Source organism: Ramlibacter albus (assembly GCF_014297445.1).
Classification (GTDB): Bacteria; Pseudomonadota; Gammaproteobacteria; order Burkholderiales; family Burkholderiaceae_C; genus Ramlibacter; species Ramlibacter albus.
In genome coordinates this window covers 143,696-158,933 of sequence record NZ_JACORU010000013.1, presented here as the reverse complement: position 1 = coordinate 158,933, position 15,238 = coordinate 143,696, and the positions used below count along the sequence as shown (strand labels likewise).

Annotated in this window: 16 protein-coding genes; 12 read left to right on the top strand and 4 right to left on the bottom strand. The window is 67.5% G+C overall.

The genetic code is table 11. The features are described 5' to 3' along the window. Positions 1-222: 222 nt before the first annotated feature. Positions 223-639, bottom strand: coding sequence for a hypothetical protein (locus H8R02_RS26065; protein WP_187084438.1), 417 nt, complete (start codon positions 637-639; stop codon positions 223-225). A gap of 297 nt (positions 640-936) precedes the next feature. On the opposite strand from H8R02_RS26065, the gene H8R02_RS26060 reads away from it, so the two are divergent. Next, the gene (locus tag H8R02_RS26060; RefSeq protein ID WP_187084437.1) at positions 937-1,932 is read left to right on the top strand and encodes an integron integrase; all 996 of its coding nucleotides are present in this window, start codon (positions 937-939) and stop codon (positions 1,930-1,932) included. On the opposite strand, the gene H8R02_RS26055 is transcribed toward H8R02_RS26060, so the two are convergent. Genes H8R02_RS26055 through H8R02_RS26045 form a run of 3 tightly spaced genes read right to left on the bottom strand, consistent with a single transcriptional unit; the run spans position 1,834 to position 4,866 of the window. Then, complete coding sequence (locus H8R02_RS26055; RefSeq protein WP_187084436.1) at positions 1,834-2,937, bottom strand: RNA methyltransferase; 1,104 nt, start codon at positions 2,935-2,937, stop codon at positions 1,834-1,836. The genes H8R02_RS26060 and H8R02_RS26055 overlap by 99 nt on opposite strands. 35 nt (positions 2,938-2,972) lie before the next feature. Next, positions 2,973-3,929 (bottom strand): NAD(P)H-dependent flavin oxidoreductase, encoded by a 957-nt coding sequence (locus H8R02_RS26050; protein ID WP_187084435.1) that lies wholly within the window; start codon positions 3,927-3,929, stop codon positions 2,973-2,975. 37 nt (positions 3,930-3,966) lie between these two features. Further along, positions 3,967-4,866, bottom strand: a complete 900-nt coding sequence (locus H8R02_RS26045) for a LysR substrate-binding domain-containing protein (protein WP_187084434.1) — start codon at positions 4,864-4,866, stop codon at positions 3,967-3,969. A gap of 115 nt (positions 4,867-4,981) precedes the next feature. On the opposite strand from H8R02_RS26045, the gene H8R02_RS26040 reads away from it, so the two are divergent. The 11 genes from H8R02_RS26040 to H8R02_RS25990 all read left to right on the top strand — a co-directional run bounded on the left by H8R02_RS26040 (position 4,982) and on the right by H8R02_RS25990 (position 15,234). Then, a complete protein-coding gene (locus tag H8R02_RS26040; RefSeq protein ID WP_187084433.1) occupies positions 4,982-5,869 on the top strand; it encodes a dioxygenase family protein in 888 nt (295 codons plus the stop codon). Then, on the top strand, positions 5,866-6,660 hold the full coding sequence (locus H8R02_RS26035; RefSeq protein ID WP_187084432.1) for a citryl-CoA lyase: 795 nt from the start codon (positions 5,866-5,868) through the stop codon (positions 6,658-6,660). Before H8R02_RS26040 ends, H8R02_RS26035 begins: the two co-directional genes overlap by 4 nt. Continuing rightward, the gene (locus H8R02_RS26030; protein ID WP_187084431.1) at positions 6,657-7,802 is read left to right on the top strand and encodes a CaiB/BaiF CoA transferase family protein; all 1,146 of its coding nucleotides are present in this window, start codon (positions 6,657-6,659) and stop codon (positions 7,800-7,802) included. Before H8R02_RS26035 ends, H8R02_RS26030 begins: the two co-directional genes overlap by 4 nt. Continuing rightward, a complete protein-coding gene (locus H8R02_RS26025) occupies positions 7,799-8,353 on the top strand; it encodes an NADPH-dependent FMN reductase (protein WP_187084430.1) in 555 nt (184 codons plus the stop codon). Before H8R02_RS26030 ends, H8R02_RS26025 begins: the two co-directional genes overlap by 4 nt. Continuing rightward, the gene (locus H8R02_RS26020) at positions 8,350-9,555 is read left to right on the top strand and encodes an amino acid ABC transporter substrate-binding protein (RefSeq protein WP_187084429.1); all 1,206 of its coding nucleotides are present in this window, start codon (positions 8,350-8,352) and stop codon (positions 9,553-9,555) included. The genes H8R02_RS26025 and H8R02_RS26020 overlap by 4 nt, the downstream gene beginning before the upstream one ends. Beyond that, positions 9,555-10,415, top strand: coding sequence for a branched-chain amino acid ABC transporter permease (locus H8R02_RS26015; protein WP_187084428.1), 861 nt, complete (start codon positions 9,555-9,557; stop codon positions 10,413-10,415). Before H8R02_RS26020 ends, H8R02_RS26015 begins: the two co-directional genes overlap by 1 nt. Next, positions 10,412-12,133: a branched-chain amino acid ABC transporter ATP-binding protein/permease gene (locus tag H8R02_RS26010; protein WP_354004976.1), complete on the top strand. Its 1,722-nt coding sequence runs from the start codon at positions 10,412-10,414 to the stop codon at positions 12,131-12,133. The genes H8R02_RS26015 and H8R02_RS26010 overlap by 4 nt, the downstream gene beginning before the upstream one ends. Then, the gene (locus tag H8R02_RS26005; RefSeq protein WP_187084426.1) at positions 12,126-12,830 is read left to right on the top strand and encodes an ABC transporter ATP-binding protein; all 705 of its coding nucleotides are present in this window, start codon (positions 12,126-12,128) and stop codon (positions 12,828-12,830) included. The genes H8R02_RS26010 and H8R02_RS26005 overlap by 8 nt, the downstream gene beginning before the upstream one ends. A 19-nt stretch (positions 12,831-12,849) precedes the next feature. Further along, positions 12,850-13,872, top strand: a complete 1,023-nt coding sequence (locus H8R02_RS26000; RefSeq protein WP_187084425.1) for a uroporphyrinogen decarboxylase family protein — start codon at positions 12,850-12,852, stop codon at positions 13,870-13,872. A 106-nt stretch (positions 13,873-13,978) separates the two neighbouring features. After that, a complete protein-coding gene (locus H8R02_RS25995) occupies positions 13,979-14,446 on the top strand; it encodes a globin domain-containing protein (protein WP_187084424.1) in 468 nt (155 codons plus the stop codon). Next, positions 14,443-15,234, top strand: a complete 792-nt coding sequence (locus tag H8R02_RS25990) for a hypothetical protein (RefSeq protein WP_187084423.1) — start codon at positions 14,443-14,445, stop codon at positions 15,232-15,234. The genes H8R02_RS25995 and H8R02_RS25990 overlap by 4 nt, the downstream gene beginning before the upstream one ends. Positions 15,235-15,238: the final 4 nt, after the last annotated feature.

Below are 15,238 nucleotides of genomic sequence, written 5' to 3'. Positions count from 1 at the left end.
CCGTTTGTAGTTTCGCTGTCCGCATCCTTCGCTGCAATCTGCCTGCGCACGCAATTTGAAGAATGGAGATCGAGCTTCGCTCGAGGAATTCAATCGCTTGACAGACGGGGAAGCCCTTGTAGTTGGAGGTGACCGGCACGCACCGGCAGCGCGCCACAAAGTGCACGATCACCCGCGCGCCTTGTGGCGCGCTGCCGGTGCGTGTCCGTGTCGACCGACTTGTTAGACGGCATCGCGCTCGGCCTCCAGAAGTTCTTCGGCGATCACATGGCTACGGGGCGGCACAAGCGCCTCGTCGGTAATGTGCCAATGGTAAAGGTACCCCATTGAGTCCCTACCGGGGTATTGCGGCACGAAGTCCTCCCGGACGATGTAGACGTTCAACAGGACGGCGTCTTCGTTGCCGGAAGGCTGGGGTTCAGCGAGACGCTTTCGCACAAGGTCGGCCTTCCCATATTCGAACTGCCGATCTTCGATGACGAAGAGCGGGTAGCGTTCATGCGGAATCTCGACCAACCGCTGGAACCCACGGAGTTCAGGGGGAACCGAGGCAAGGAATGCTTCTGCGGTCTCCCGATGACGGCAAATGGCCGAAATCCATCGCCAGCCCTTCTCGTTCTGCGCTTCAATCGCGACCATGCGTTTCGTGCCGTCTAACGTAATGTGGACCGCACACCGAAACTTCTTATCCCGCACTCGCTGGATAAGACTGGTGACCAAGCCGTGGTAACTAGCTGACGCTGAAGCATTTTTCGCTCACCTCCCGTGCAACGAGCTCACTTCAAAAACGACCTCATATCCCGCGCACCACGCGTTGATCGCGTGACGGATAAAACCGCCGGATAAAGCCGTTTCTTGCCCGAGCGGGCAGTCTGCCAGCAAGCATCCACGCGGGCAAGCGGTTGATAGCTGGCTTTTCATACAGTATAAAGCACTATGGAAACCCGCAGCGCTGCGCCATCCACCTCCGCACAGCCCCGCCTGCTCGAACAGGTCCGCGAGCGCGCGCGCTATCTGCACTACAGCCTCCGCACCGAGAAGGCGTACGTGTACTGGATCCGCATGTACGTGCGCTGGTCCGGCCTTCGTCACCCGCGCACGCTGGGCGAAGAGGAAGTCCAGGCATTTCTCACCATGCTTGCCACGCAGCGTCGCGTGTCCCCGTCCACCCACAGCCAGGCACTGAGCGCTCTTCTCTTCCTGTATCGCGAGGTGCTTGGCACCGAGTTGCCATGGCTGGAAAACCTTCAACGCCCCGCATACACGCGCCGCATCCCCACCGTGCTCACGTCCGAAGAGGTTCGCTCGCTGCTCGACGCCATGCCACAGGGCACGGCACTGATCGCGCGCCTTCTGTACGGCACGGGCATGCGCCTGATGGAAGCGATGCGCCTGCGCATCAAGGACGTCGATTTCGACCGGCACGCCATCGTCGTGCGCGAAGCCAAAGGCAACAAGGACCGGGTCGTCATGTTGCCCAAAGCGCTCGCGGAACCGCTGCGCCTTCAGGTCGCCGCCGCGCGAGCCGTCTGGACCTCCGACCATCACGCCGGCCGAGCAGGCGTTGAAGTACCTCACGCACTCGAGCGCAAATACCCCAAGGTCGGCCAGAGCTGGGGCTGGTTCTGGGTGTTCCCCTCACCCACATTCGCAACGGACCCGCGCACGGGCGTCGTCCGCCGTCACCACCTGTACGAGGAGCGCCTGCAACGCGGAATCAAAGCGGCGGTCTCGAAGGCTGGCATCGCCAAGCGTGTCTCGGCCCACACGCTTCGCCACAGTTTCGCCACGCACCTGCTTCAGCGCGGTACCGACATCCGCACCGTGCAGGAGCTACTCGGTCACAGCGACGTCAGCACCACCATGATCTACACGCACGTCCTGAAGGTTGCCGCGGGCGGCACGCCCAGCCCACTCGACACGCTGCACTGACCCGCCGCCCATCGCACGCGCCCGCAGCTGCCCGCACCCGCCCTCCACATCCTGCGCCGCCGACTGCCGCAGCTTGGTGAGGATGCGCCTGCGCATCAACGTGCGCAGCATCTCCCTTGCACGCTCGGCCGGCGGCCGCTTGAAATCAAGCCCGTCGACGGTGTTGTACGGAATCAGGTTCAGCACCCCGTACTTCCCCTCCAGCAGCCGCACGATCCCTTCAACCTCATCGTCCCCGTCGTTGATGCCTTCCAGCAGCGTCCACTGGTATTGAATCGGATACCCTGTCGCCCGCGCATAGGCTTCCCCGCGCTCGACGATCTCCTCCGGCGTCATCGCCGGCGCGCGCGGCAGCAAGCGCGCACGCAGCTGCGCCTTCGTCGTATGCAACGACAACGCCAGCGCCGGCTTCACCTGCTGCTGCGGCAGGCGCTCGAACACGCGCGGGTCGCCCACGGTCGACAGCACCAGGTTCTTGTGCCCGATGTTGCCCGCCGTGCCCAGCAGGTCGATGGCTTCGAGCACGTTGTCCAGGTTGTGCGCGGGCTCGCCCATGCCCATGAACACCACCTTCTTCACCGGCCGCCGCGTGCGCGCCAGCACCACCTGCGCCACCATCTCGGCGCTGCCCACTTGCCGCACCAGCCCGCTGCGGCCTGTCATGCAGAACACGCAGCCGACGGCGCAGCCCACTTGCGATGAGATGCACAAGCCATCCGCGCGCGGCAGCAGCACGCTCTCCACCGACTGGCCATCGGCCAGACCGACGAGCAGCCGCTCGCCGCCGTCTTCACCGGGATGCGCTGAGATGACATGCGCCAAGCCATCGAGCTGCGCCTCGATCGCAGGCAGCGCATCGCGCAGCGCCTGCGGCAGGAAGTCCTCGATGCGCCGCGGCCCGCTCGTCTGCGGCAAGGCCTGCGACCACAGGCGCAGCACGCGGAACTCATGGGTGGGCAGGGCCCCAGCTTCTCGCAGCCGTTGCCTGATCTCTGAAATGCGCATGCCCGGATTGTCCCACCCCGGCAGGCGCGGCCCGCTCAGCCTTGGGCGCTGCGCCGGGCCGCGTCGGCCACCATGCGGTTCACGATCTCGCCGGCCGGCAACACCTCGTTGACCAGACCGACGGCCTCGCCGGCGATCACCGCGGCCACGTCGAAGTCCGCCGCAGCCCGCGCACGCGCATAGCGCTCGGCCTCGGCGTTGATGTTCTGCATCAGCTCCACCTCGCGGCCCAGCCAGCGCTCCGTGTGGCCGTTGCGCATGCAGCGGCCGTTGAACGGCGCCGGCCACACATTGCGCCGCGAGATGTCGAACACGATGCTGCGCACGGTGTCGTCACCGCCCGCCCGGCAGATGCGCTCTTTCGCGGCCGATGCAGCGGGCGACTCTTGCGACGCATAGAAACGCGTGCCGACGAGCACGCCCGACGCACCGAGCACCAGCGCCGCGGCCATGCCACGGCCATCGGCGATGCCGCCTGCCGCCACCACGGGCACCTTGCCCGCGCTCGCATCGACGATCTCCGGCAGCAGCGTGAAGAGCCCGCGCGACGCGCCGTGCCCGCCGGCTTCCGCGCCTTGCGCGACGAGCACGTCCGCGCCTGCGGCAAGCGCCTCGCGCGCCATCGCCAGCGTCTGCACCTGGCAGATCGCGAGGGAGCCCGCGGCGTGGATGCGGTCGACCAACCCGGCCGGGTCGCCGAAGGAGAGCATCACGGCGCGCGGCTTGTATTCGAGGGCCAGGTCCAGCAGCGACTCCTGCTTGCGCAAGCTCCACGTGATGAAGCCCACGCCGAACGGCTGTTGCGACGCGGACACGGCAGCGAGTTCGCGCGCCAGCCATTCGCGGTCGCCATAGCCGCCGCCGAGCAGCCCAAGCCCGCCCGCGGCGCTGACCGCCGCGGATAGCTTCGCGTCGGCCACCACGTCCATGGGCGCGAGCAGGACGGGGTGCCGGATGCCGAGCAGCCGGGTCAGGGGTGTGTCGAAGCTCATCGTGCTCTCCTGCGGTGAAGGCGCCAGCGTAGCCGCACTATGCAGCGGCGCGCAAGCTCTTGCCCAACGCCAACTTGCGGATGCAGGCCGCGAACGACCGCACCGCCGCCGGCTGCTTCGCATCGCGCTTCCACAGCAAGCCCGGCGTGCGCACGGGCGTCGGGCTTTCCAGCGGGATGATGCGCACGTCCGCCTGCGGCGTCACCGCATGGCTCGACACGATGGCCGCAAGCTGCGTGCGCGCAACGAGCCCGATCATCGGCGCGATGGTGTTCATCTCCGCCGCCACCACCGGCTCCGCACCGCTCGTGCGGAAGCAATGGTCCAGCATGCCGCGCGTGGTGAAGGCATGCGGCAGCAGCACCAGGCTCTGGCGGTGCAGCTCCGCCATGCGCACGCGCTTGCGCTGCGCGAGCGGGTGCGTGGCGCCCACCACCAGCACCATCTCCTCGGTGTAGAGCGGCTCGAACCACAGGCGCTGTGCGTCCGCGGGCTGATACGCGATGCCGACATCGAGCGATGCGTCGATCAGTTTCTGCGCGATGACGTCGCCCGACAGCTCCTCCACGCTCACCTTCACCGTGGGGTTGCGCTGCAGGAAGAGCGCGAGGCACTCCGGCACGAACTCGATGTTGAACGTGCCCGTGGCGCCGATGCGCACTTCGCCGGACAAGGCCTCGGCACTTCGCGACAGATCCGACAGACCTTGATCGACTTCGCGCAACGCCTTTGCCGCATACGCAAGGAACGTCTCGCCCGCCTCCGTGAGCACCACGCGCTTGCCGATGCGGTCGAACAGGTCGTGCCCCAGCTCCTCTTCCAGCTGGCGAATCTGGTGTGACAGCGTGCTCTGCGTCACGTGCACGCGCTCCGCCGCACGGGTGAAGCTCAAACACTCGGCCAGGGCGACGAAGTACCGCAGGTGCCGCAATTCCATAGGGTTAACCCGTGCAAATGATCGACAGCATCGATCCAGACCATCGAAATTCTTCACTTCTGCGGTGCGGTGTCAATCGATACAGTCCCGCCCCATCAACGTGGAGGGCCGCGCCATGGCACAGATGGAATACGACACGCTCAGCATCACCGACGCGGTCATCGCGCGGCTCACCGACTGCAACGACCCGCGCTTCAAGCAGGTGATGACCTCGCTCATCCGCCACCTGCACGACTTCGCGCGCGACGTCGACTTGAAGGGCGACGAGTGGTTCAAGGCCATCGAGTTCCTCACCGCTTGCGGCAAGGCCTGCGACGACAAGCGCCAGGAGTTCATCCTGCTATCCGACACGCTGGGCGTGTCGATGCTGGTGGTGGCGCTCGAACATGCGCGCGCACTCAAGGGCCGCACCGGTGCAACACCGCCCACCGATGCCACGGTGCAAGGGCCCTTCTACTGGGTCGGCGCACCGGACACGCCGCTAGGTGGCGACATCGGCGAAGGCGTTTCCGGCGAGCCCGCCCTCTACAACGGCCGCGTGACCGACCTCGAAGGCAAGCCCCTCGCCGGCGCGCTGCTCGACGTGTGGTCCGGCGACGGCGAAGGCGTGTACGACATGCAGCGCGCGGACAGCGGCATGAAGGCGCGCGGCCGCATCCGCACGGACCACGAGGGCCGCTACTGGTTCTGGTCGATCCGGCCCACTTACTACCCGGTGCCGGACGACGGCCCGGTGGGCGACATGCTGCGCAAGATGGGCCGGCACCCCAACCGGCCGGGCCACATCCACATGAAGGTGTCGGCGCCGGGGCACAAGGAGGTGACGACGCACCTCTTCGTCAAGGGCAGCCCCTACCTCGATTCGGACGCGGTGTTCGGCGTGCGCGAAAGCCTCATCGTCGAATTCGAGAAGCACGAGCCCGGCACGGCGATGGACGGGCGGAAGATGAACAAGCCCTACCACGTCGCCAATTTCGACTTCCGGCTGATCCCCACATCATGAGCAGCAACATCAACAAGATCGGCAAGTCGACGGTGCCGCGCACCGCGATCAGCACGTCGGACGAGCACTCCATCACCGTGCGCGGCCAGGACCTGTGCCGCGACCTGATCGGGCGCATCTCGTTCACCGATTACTTCAGCCTGCTGGTCACCGGGCAGCGGCCCACGAAGGGCGATGCGATGGTTCTCGACGCCACGCTGGTTGCCATCGCGGAGCACGGCATGGTGCCGAGCGTTCAGGCGAGCCGCATGACGTATGCGGCGGCGCCGGATGCCTTGCAGGGCGCGGTGGCGGCGGGTGTGCTGGGTTGCGGCAGCGTGATCCTGGGTGCTTCGGAAACGGCGGGCCAGTTGTTTGCCGAAGTGCATGCGGGCGCGGGCACGGGCGATCTCGAAGCCGCCGCTGCGAAGGTGGTGCGCCGCTGGCGCGAGATGGGCCGGCCGGTGCCGGGCTACGGCCACCCGCTGCACAAGGACCGTGACCCGCGCGTTGCGGCGCTGTTTCGCGTGGCGAAGGAGGCGGGCACGAGCCTGCGTTTCGTCGAGATCGCGGAGGCCGTGGAGCGCGTGATTCCCGAGGTCGTCGGCAAGGACCTGCGTCTCAACGTGTCCGCGGCCATCCCAGCGGTGCTGCTCGGCACCAACTTCCCGCTGCGCGCGTTGCGTGGCGTGCCGATCCTCGCGCGCACCGCGAGCCTCATCGCGCACCTCACCGAGGAAGCGGTCACGCCGAGCGGCTTCGCGCTGTCGTACCAGGCCACGCGCGAGTTGATCTACGAGGGCGACAAGTGAAAGGCGTGCTCGACGGCGTGCGCGTGCTCGAACAGGGCACGTTCATCACGGGCCCCGCGTGCGGCATGCTGCTGGGCGACCTCGGCGCCGACGTCATCAAGGTGGAACAGCCGGGCACCGGCGATCCCTTCCGCGCCTTCAAGGGCGGCTTGTACAGCCCGCACTTCCAGACCTACAACCGCAACAAGCGCAGCATCACGCTCAACACCAAGCAGGCGGCGGACCGCGAGCGGCTCTACGCGCTGGTGAAGACGGCCGACGTCTACATCCAGAACTTCCGGCCCGGCGTGGCGGAGGAGCTGGGTGTGGGCGACAAGCAATTGCGCGAGCTGAACCCGCGCCTGGTGTACTGCTCCATCAGCGGCTTCGGCGCCACAGGCCCGTCGGCGCAGCGCCCCAGCTACGACACGGTGGCGCAGGCTGCGAGCGGCTATCTCAAGCTGCTGGTGAATCCAGCGAACCCGCGCGTGGTGGGCCCAGCCATTGCGGATGCGGTCACCGGCTTCTACGCTGCCTACGGCGTGCTCGGCGCCCTCTTCGAACGTTCGCGCACCGGCAAGGGCCGCAAGGTGGAAGTGTCGATGCTCGAAGCCATGGCGCACTGGAACCTCGACGCCTTCACGCACTACTACTCCGCCGGCGAGGTGATGGGGCCCTTCAGCCGCCCGCGCGTGTCGCAGTCTTACGTGATGGCGTGCAAGGACGGCAAGTGGATCGCGCTGCACATGTCATCGCCCGAGAAGTTCTGGCAGGGGCTGGCCAACGCGGTGGAGCGCCCGGACATCTTCAAGGACGCGCGCTTCGCCACGCGCGAGGCGCGTATCGACAACCAGGAGGCGATGATCGAGTTGCTGTCGGAACGCTTCGCGACGCGCACGCGCGAGGACTGGTGCGCGCGGCTTCTCGCCGAGGACGTGCCGCACGCGCCGATGTACTCCACCGACGAGGCGCTCGAAGACCCGCAAGCCAAGCACCTGGAACTGCTGGTCCACGCGCACCACGCCACGATGGGCGACTTCCACACCGTTCGCCCACCCGTCAGCTTCGACGGCCAGCGCTCGCTCGAAGTTCGCCCACCACCCACCTTGGGCGAGCACAACGGCGAGATCGACGCGATGCTTTCCACCGAAGCCCCCGCATGAGCAAGCGCATCGCAACCATCGTCGGCAGCCTGCGGCGCGAGTCCAACAGCCGGCGTATCGCCGCCCACCTGCCCGCGCTCGCACCTGCGGGCACCGAGTTCCATGAGCTGGCCATCGGCGAGCTGCCGCTCTACAACGGCGACCTCGAGGAGCTGCCTGCGTGGAAGCAGCTGCGCGACGGCGTGCGCGCCGCCGACGGCATCGTCTTCATCACGCCCGAATACAACCGTTCCATCCCGGCCGGCATCAAGAACGCGATCGACATCGCGTCCAAACCGAACGGCATGAACCTCTGGCCCGGCAAGCCCGCGCTCGTGATGGCACAAAGCAGCGGCCCCTTGGGTGGCCTCGCCGGCTCGTTCGCGCTCAAGCAGGCGCTCGCTGGTGCGGGCGCACTGACGATGCCGCACCCCGAGGTCTACTTGAGCCGCGTCGCGACGCTGTTCGATGCCGAGGGCAAGCTCGTGCCCGACACGCAGGAGTTCCTGCGCGGCGTGCTCGCGAAGTTCGACGACTGGGTCGAGAGGAATTCACCAAGGAGACAGCCATGACACACACGCGTTCGTTCCCCCGCCGCACCGTCCTGGCTGCGGCCGCGCTCACCGCGGCGGCGCCGCTGGCCACCTGGGCCCAGCAGCCACCCATCCGCATCGGCAGCACGCTCGCGCTCACCGGCCCGCTCTCCGCGACGGCGCAGGTGCACAAGCTCGTGGGCGACATCTACGTCGAAGACCTCAACAAGCGTGGCGGCCTGCTCGGGCGCCGCGTGGAATGGGTGCTGAAGGACGACCAGTCCAAGCCCGACCTCGCGCGTACTTTGTACGAGCAGCTGATCACCGCCGACAAGGTGGACCTGCTGATGGGCCCGTACGCCACCGGCGCCATCCTGTCCGCGATGGGCGTCGCGCAGCGCTACAACAAGGTGCTGGTGCACCACACGCTGGGCGTGCCCTCGCTCGCCAAGTACGAGATGCAGTTCCCCGCGTGGTCGCTCGGCTCGGACCCCGGCAACACGACCACCAACACGGTGTTCGAAGCGCTCGCGAAGGGCCCGAAGCCGCCGAAGACCGTGGCCGTGGTCACCAGCAAGTTCCCCTCGATCCACTTTATGTCGATGGGCGCGCGCGAGACGATCAAGAAGCGCGGGCTGCAGGAGGTGCTGTTCCTCGAATGGGAATTCGGCAACCGCGAGTTCGGGCCGATCGCCAGCCGAATCAAGGACGCCAAGCCGGACTTCGTGTGGGTCGGCGCGATCGGGCTCGATGGCAACCTGCTGCTCGATGCGATGAAGAAGATCGACTATGCGCCGCCGCAGCACTTCTACCTGTACCCCGCGCCGGGGCCGCTGGTGACGCTCCCCGAGGCGAGCGGTGCGCTGTCGGTGACCATCTTCGAGGAGCACCCGCCGTTCACTTCGCGGCCGAAGGCGGATGCGTTCATCAAGACCTACCATGAGCGCGCGAAGGCGGCGAACTTCCCCGACACGTCGGTGGAGGTGCAGGCCGCGGCTTCGTTCACGGCGTGGCAGATCCTCGAGGCGGCCGTCATCGCCACGAAGAGCCTCGACGACAAGGCCATTGCCGACTACCTGAAGAAGAACCGCGTGGACACCATCCAGGGTTCGCTGCGCTTCGACGGGCCCTCGAATTATGGCGACGACCTCATGCGGATCAAGCAGGTGCAGAACGGGAAGTGGCAGGTGGTGTACCCGCCCGAGTTCGCCGCGCCCGGCGCGAAGATGACGGCGCGTTGATGTCTTTCCCCAGCTGGACACTGCTCGCGCAGTCGATCCTGTCGGGCGTGTTCGCCGGGGCACTCTACGGCCTGCTCGGGCTGGGCCTCGGGCTCAGCTGGGGCTTGCTGCGCACCATCAACCTCACGCACTTCGCCTTCGCATTCCTGTCGGCGTATCTCTGCTACCAGTTCGCGGTGGTGTCCAAGGTGGACCCGCTGCTCACGCTGGCGGGCATCGTGCCGCTCATGTTCGCCTTGGGCTCCGGTCTGCACTGGCTGACGGACAGGTTCAAGCTCACGCCCTTCTCCTCGCTGCTGCTCACGTTCGGCTGCATGGGCATCGTCGAGTCGCTGATGCAGAGCATCTGGACGGCAGACCCGCGCAAGCTGGAGTCGCACTACGCGGACATGAAGCTGCGCCTGGGTCCACTCTACTTGCCGATCCCCGAGCTGCTCACGCTCGGGCTCGCCGTTGCAATCTCGGTGGCGGCATGGGTGGTGCTGCGGCACACCGACCTCGGCAAGGCCTTGCGCGCTTCCGCGGAGGACGCGCCCGTTGCAGCCGCCTTCGGCATCAACCAGCGCCGCAACGGCTTCCTGCTCGCGGGGTTCTGCGCGGCGCTCGCAGGCGTCGCCGGCGTGTGCATCGCGCTTTCCAGCAGCATCAGCCCGTCGCAGATGTACACGTGGGTGGGCGTGGTGTTTGCCGCCGTGATGCTGGGCGGGCTCGGCAGCGCGCTCGGGCCGCTGGTGGCCGGCATCGTCATCGGCGTCAGTGAGGCGGTGACGATGGCCGTGACGTCGCCGTCATGGGCGCCGCTGGTTTCGTTCACGCTGCTCATCGCCATCCTGCTCGTGCGGCCGGGGCGCGTGCGGTGAAGCTGCGCAGGGCTCCGGCCGCGATCCTCGGCGCTGGCGTGCTGCTGGCTGCCCTGCCGTTCCTGAAGCCGCCCGCGTTCTACGAGTCATTTCTTTACCTCGCGCTGTTCTGGATCGTGCTCGCCACGTCGTGGAACATCCTCTCGGGCTACGCCGGGTACTTCTCGTTCGGGCACGGGGCGTTCTTCGGCGCGGGTGTGTACACGTCGGCGACGCTGGCGGTGAAGTTCAACTGGCCGTTCCTGCTGACGCTCCCCGTTGCTGCGCTGGTGGCGGCTGCGATCGGTGTCGGCGTTGGCGCGGTGGCATTCCGCGTACGCGGCGTGCGCGGTGAGCTGTTCGCCTTGCTCACGCTCGCCGTGACCTTCGTGCTGGCCACCATCGTCGGCAATACGCCCATCGACGGCGGGCCCGGTGTGTACTTGAACGCGGTGCCGGTGCCCAAGCTCGGGCCGACACCAACATCGAGCCTCTATCTGATGATGCTTGTCGCCGCCGTGGTCACGATGCTGGTTTCGTGGGTCATCCGCCAGTCCCGCTTCGGCGCGGGCCTGTTCGCCATCCACGACGACGAGGACGCGGCGGAGGTGATGGGTGTGCCGAGCTACCGGTGGAAGCTCGCCGCGCTCGCGGTTTCGTGCGCACTCGCCGGCTGGGTCGGCGGCATCCACGCGCTGTTCGTGTCGTACGTGACGACGGCGGAGACGTTCAACCTGACGGTGCCGCTGACGGTGGTGCTCATGAGCATCCTCGGCGGCTCGCGGCACTGGGCGGGGCCGGCGATAGGCGCGGTGGCGATCACGTGCCTGCTGTTTGCGTTCACGGGCAGCCAGTTCGCGGTGCTGGGCAAGGGTGCGATCGGGTTGATCCTGGTGATCGGCATCCTGTTCATGCCGCAAGGCGTGATGGGAGCATTCCGTCATTCCCGCGACGGCGGGAATCCAAAGCTTCCGGACGCCTTGGATCCCCGCCTCCGCGGGGATGACGGCAAAGTCCTGTTGCAAGTGCGCGGCTTGTCGAAAAGTTTCCGCGGCGTGCAGGCCCTCTCGAACGTCTCGCTCGAAGTCCGCCAGGGCGAGATCCTCGGCCTGCTCGGCCCCAACGGCTCGGGCAAGTCCACTTTCATCAATGTCGTGTCCGGCCACTACGAAGCCGACGGCGGCGAGGTGTGGCTGGACGGCCGCAACATCGCCGGCCTGCCCGCGCACCGCATCGCGCGCGCGGGCATCGCGCGCACCTACCAGATCCCGCGCCCGTTCTCGCAGATGACGGTGCTGGACAACGTCGCCATCGCGGCGATGTACGCGGGCGATGGCCTCAAGACTCTGGAGGCCGGCCGCATGGAGGCGCGGCGTTGGCTCACCTTCACGAACCTCGACGCCAAGGCCGACGCGCTGCCCAGCGAGCTCAACCTGCACCAGCGCAAGTTCCTCGAGCTCGCGCGCGCCCTCGCCTCCCGGCCCAAGCTCGTGCTACTGGACGAAGTGCTGTGCGGCCTCACGCCCACCGAGATCCACTCCGCCGTCGAACTGATCCGCCGCATCCGCGACCAGGGCACCACCATCGTGTTCGTGGAGCACGTGATGGACGCCGTCATGGCGCTCACCGACCGCATCGTCGTGTTCGACCAGGGCGCGATGCTGGCCGAGGGCGAGCCCCGCGAGGTGATGCAGCGCCCCGCCGTCATGAGCGCCTACCTGGGAGTTGCGCATGCTTGAACTGCAGCAACTCACCGTCGCCTACGGCGAAGCGCGCGCGCTGTGGGACGTGTCGATGAAGGTCACGCAGGGCGAGTTGCTGTGCGTGGTCGGCCCCAATGGCGCGGGCAAGACGACCCTCGTCAATACGCTAGCCGGCATCCTGCCGCCACGCGCCGGCCGCATCACGATGGAGGGCCGCGACATCACCGGGCTGGCCCCGCACCGCTTCTGCGAAGCCGGCATCGCGCTCGTGCCGGAAGGCCGGCGCCTCTTCACCGGCATGACCGTCGCGGAGAACCTCGACGTCGGCAGCTACCTGCCCGCCGCCAAGGCGAAGCGGCGCGAGACGCTGGACGAAGTTCTGGCGCTCTTCCCCGCGCTCACCGCCAGGCTCACGGCCCCTGCCGGCGAGCTCTCGGGCGGCCAGCAGCAGATGGTGGCCATCGGCCGCGCGCTGATGGCGCGCCCGCGCCTGCTGCTGCTCGACGAGCCCTCACTCGGGCTCTCGCCCCTCGTGACCGCCGCCGTGTTCGACGCCGTGCGCAAGATCAGCCAGGGCGGCATGACGATCGTGCTCGTGGAGCAGAACGTGTCGCAGGCGCTGCGCCTCGCGCACCGTGCGTGCGTTCTGGAGCTGGGCCGCATCGTGGCCGAAGGCGAGCCGCAGGAATTGATGAAGCGCCCCGAGATCCGCCAGGCCTACCTCGGCGTGTGAAACAACCCAGGAGACGATCATGCTCTTCCCCACCACCATCGTCGGCAGCTTCCCGCAGCCCGAATGGCTGATCGACCGCGCCAAGCTGGCCGGCCGCTTTCCGCCGCGCGTGCGCGCCAAGGAGCTGTGGCGGCTGCAGGAGCCGTACCTCTCACAGGCGCAGGACGACGCGACGCTGCTGGCCATCCGCTTCCAGGAAGAAGCAGGGCTGGACATCGTCTCCGACGGCGAGATTCGCCGCGAGAGCTACTCCAACCGCTTCGCCACTGCGCTCGATGGCGTGGACCTCGACAACCCCGGCACCGCCCTCGATCGCTCGGGCCACCCCAACCCCGTGCCGCGCATCGTCGGCAAGATCCGCCGCAAGCATGCGGTGGAAGTGGGCGACCTGCAGTTCCTGAAGAAGAACACCACGCGCAAGACCAAGATCACGGTGCCCGGCCCGTTCACCATGCTGCAGCAGGCGCAGAACGACTTCTACAAGAGCGAGGAAGAAGCCGCACAGGACTACGCCGATGCCGTCAACGCCGAGATAAAGGACCTGTTCGCCGCGGGAGCGGACGTGGTGCAGATCGACGAACCCTACATGCAGGCTCGCCCGGAGAAGGCCCGCCAGTACGGCCTGGCCGCCCTCAACCGCGCACTCGAAGGCGTGCAGGGCACGACCGCCGTGCACATCTGCTTCGGCTACGCCGCCATCATCCACGTGCGCCCGAGCGGCTACTCCTTCCTGCCGGAAATGCGCGGCTGCAAGTGCAAGCAGGTGTCGGTGGAGACGGCGCAGTCCAAACTCGACACGAGCGTGCTCGCCGAGCTCGGCGACAAGCAGGTGATGGTTGGCTGCATCGACCTGAACGACATGAACGTGGAGACGCCGGACGTCGTGGCCGGCCGCATCCGCAAGGCGCTCAAGCACATCAAGCCCGAGCAGGTGATCCTGGCGCCGGACTGCGGCATGAAGTACCTGCCGCGCGAGGTTGCGCAGGGCAAGCTGAAGGCGATGGTCGAAGCCGCGCAGCTGCTGCGCCGCGAATACGGCTGATACAAGCTGGATACGAACCGGTTCAACCCCGCTGCACACGCGCAGCAAGGGGGATACGGCCGCCCTCCATTATTCCGGCACCGCAAAAACGGAGTCCGGAGGGTCCATGTTCTCAACCGACGAAAAGCGCCTGCTGCGCGAATCGTGGAAGCTGGTGGTGCCGGTGATCGACACCGCCGCCGACCTGTTCTACCGCCGACTGTTCGAGCTGCAGCCCGCCTACCGCGCGCTCTTCCCCGACGACATGAGCGGCCAGAAGCGCAAGCTGATGGGCATGCTGGGTTTCGCCGTGAAGGCGTGCGACTGGCCCGACGAGGCATGGGCGCAGGACGTCGCCACCGACGACGACCTGGTGCTGGTGGTGCTGGCGCTCGGCCGCCGCCACGCCATGCTCTACAAGGTGCCGCAGGAAGGCTACGCCACGGTCGGCGAGGCGCTGATCTGGGCGCTCGACATGGGCCTGGGCCAGGCGTTCACGAAGGAAACGCGCGCCGCATGGAGCAAGCTGTACACGGTGATGTCGTCCACCATGATGATGGGCGCCCGGCAAGCCGCGAAGGAGGGTGCGCGATGAGCACGACCTTCACGCCCTTCGCCTTCGGCACGAACGACGTGCAGGTCATGGCGGGCAGCTTCGACGAATGCGCTTTCGACGACGTGGTGCAGGTGCTCGGCATGAGCCGCCAATGCCTGCGTTTCCGCGTGAACCGCGCGGACACCGTGCACAGCGAAGTGCTGCTCAAGGCCGGCCAGGTGCTTGACGCGCGCATGCCCGGCAGCGAGGACCCGAAGCAGGTTTTCAACGCGCTGGGCCAGGCGGCCGTGCCGGGCTCGGGGCTGTCGTTCTCCGTGTACCACACGCAACCGAACGGTGCCTTCCCCACGCCGAAGGCGAGCCTGCTCGACCTCCATGCGCAGACGTCGAAGCCTGCCGCCGCCAACGCCAGGCCCAGCTCGGAAGACCGCACGGTGCAGCTCGATGGCCGCCCCGCCCTGTCGATGCCCTCAGGTTCGATGCCGGCGATGCCTTCGGCCGCGATGCGTCCTGCGCCGGTCGCCGACGCGACGCTGCGCCGCGACGTCGGTGCGCTGCTCGAACTCGTGCAGCAGCAGGTGGAGGCGCAGGTGCAGGCACAGGCCCGCCTCGAAGGCCGCCTGCAGGCACTGCCGCAGCTGATCGCCGCCGAAGTGCGCGCCGCCATCGTGCAGGCGATGGCGCAGGCCGTGCCCGCACCCGCACCCGCACCCGCACCGCGCGAGCGCAGCGACTCCTCGTCGAAGCCGCTGCTCGCCACCGCCGTGGCGATGCTCGCCGTCCTCACCGTCGCGGCCGTCGTGGTGGCCGCCAAGATGCTGCGCTGACGCC

What these genes read in the sequence shown, in the direction of transcription:
- H8R02_RS26020 (WP_187084429.1), top strand. Translation starts at nt 8,350, where the DNA reads ATGACACACACGCGTTCGTTCCCCCGCCGCACCGTCCTGGCTGCGGCC.
- H8R02_RS26050 (WP_187084435.1), bottom strand. Translation starts at nt 3,929, where the DNA reads ATGAGCTTCGACACACCCCTGACCCGGCTGCTCGGCATCCGGCACCCC.
- H8R02_RS26065 (WP_187084438.1), bottom strand. Translation starts at nt 639, where the DNA reads ATGGTCGCGATTGAAGCGCAGAACGAGAAGGGCTGGCGATGGATTTCG.
- H8R02_RS26025 (WP_187084430.1), top strand. Translation starts at nt 7,799, where the DNA reads ATGAGCAAGCGCATCGCAACCATCGTCGGCAGCCTGCGGCGCGAGTCC.
- H8R02_RS26000 (WP_187084425.1), top strand. Translation starts at nt 12,850, where the DNA reads ATGCTCTTCCCCACCACCATCGTCGGCAGCTTCCCGCAGCCCGAATGG.
- H8R02_RS26015 (WP_187084428.1), top strand. Translation starts at nt 9,555, where the DNA reads ATGTCTTTCCCCAGCTGGACACTGCTCGCGCAGTCGATCCTGTCGGGC.
- H8R02_RS26055 (WP_187084436.1), bottom strand. Translation starts at nt 2,937, where the DNA reads ATGCGCATTTCAGAGATCAGGCAACGGCTGCGAGAAGCTGGGGCCCTG.
- H8R02_RS25990 (WP_187084423.1), top strand. Translation starts at nt 14,443, where the DNA reads ATGAGCACGACCTTCACGCCCTTCGCCTTCGGCACGAACGACGTGCAG.
- H8R02_RS26035 (WP_187084432.1), top strand. Translation starts at nt 5,866, where the DNA reads ATGAGCAGCAACATCAACAAGATCGGCAAGTCGACGGTGCCGCGCACC.
- H8R02_RS26005 (WP_187084426.1), top strand. Translation starts at nt 12,126, where the DNA reads ATGCTTGAACTGCAGCAACTCACCGTCGCCTACGGCGAAGCGCGCGCG.
- H8R02_RS26060 (WP_187084437.1), top strand. Translation starts at nt 937, where the DNA reads ATGGAAACCCGCAGCGCTGCGCCATCCACCTCCGCACAGCCCCGCCTG.
- H8R02_RS26040 (WP_187084433.1), top strand. Translation starts at nt 4,982, where the DNA reads ATGGCACAGATGGAATACGACACGCTCAGCATCACCGACGCGGTCATC.
- H8R02_RS25995 (WP_187084424.1), top strand. Translation starts at nt 13,979, where the DNA reads ATGTTCTCAACCGACGAAAAGCGCCTGCTGCGCGAATCGTGGAAGCTG.
- H8R02_RS26045 (WP_187084434.1), bottom strand. Translation starts at nt 4,866, where the DNA reads ATGGAATTGCGGCACCTGCGGTACTTCGTCGCCCTGGCCGAGTGTTTG.